Origin of the sequence: Paraburkholderia sp. J11-2, from assembly GCF_905220185.1 — a bacterium.
In the GTDB taxonomy this organism is placed as follows: Bacteria; Pseudomonadota; Gammaproteobacteria; order Burkholderiales; family Burkholderiaceae; genus Paraburkholderia.
Window position 1 is genome coordinate 1 of the sequence record NZ_CAJMYY010000093.1, and the last position, 890, is coordinate 890.

General features: G+C 65.3%; 1 protein-coding gene. It reads left to right on the forward strand.

Translation table 11 applies throughout. From position 1 onward, the window contains the following. A partial coding sequence (locus U5A57_RS41300; RefSeq protein WP_321918095.1) for a zinc-dependent alcohol dehydrogenase family protein occupies positions 1-890 on the forward strand: 890 nt, incomplete at both ends.

The following is an 890-nucleotide window of genomic DNA, read 5'->3' on the forward strand; positions in this document are numbered from 1 at the left end:
ACGACGATCTGCGGCACCGATCTCCACATTCTCAAGGGCGACGTGCCGAGCTGCGAGCCGGGCCGCATTCTCGGCCACGAGGGCGTGGGCGTCGTGCACGAAGTCGGCGAGGGCGTGTCGACGCTGAAAGCCGGCGATCACGTGCTCGTCTCCTGCATTTCGAGCTGCGGGCAGTGTGAATACTGCCGGCGCGGAATGTACTCGCACTGCAAGACGGGCGGCTGGATTCTCGGCAACCGCATCGACGGCACGCAGGCCGAATACGTGCGGACCCCGCACGCGCAAACGAGCCTGTACCGCATTCCCGCGGGCCTCGACGAGGCGGCGCTCGTGATGCTTTCAGACATCCTGCCAACGGGTTTCGAGTGCGGCGTGCTCAACGGCCGAGTCGAACCCGGCAGCACGGTCGCGATCGTCGGGTCAGGACCGATCGGGCTGGCCGCGCTTTTGACCGCGCAGTTTTATTCGCCTGCGCAGATCATCATGATCGACATGGACGCCAACCGTCTGGAATGCGCGAAGCGATTCGGCGCGACGGCGTGCATCGATCCGCGCGCGGGCGACGCCGTGGATGCGGTCATGAAACTCACGGACGGCGTGGGCGTGGATTGCGCGATGGAGGCCGTCGGCGTGCCTGCAACGTTCGAGCTGTGCCAGCAGATTGTGGCGCCGGGCGGCGTGATCGCGAACATCGGCGTGCATGGCGTGCCGGCGTCGCTGTTCCTCGACAAGCTGTGGGACCGCAACGTGTCGATCACGACGCGCCTTGTCGATACCGTGAGCACGCCCATGCTGCTCAAGACGGTGTGCGCCGGACGGATCGATCCGAACCGGCTGATCACGCATCGCTTCGCGTTCGACGACATGCTCAAGGCCTATGAGACGTTTTC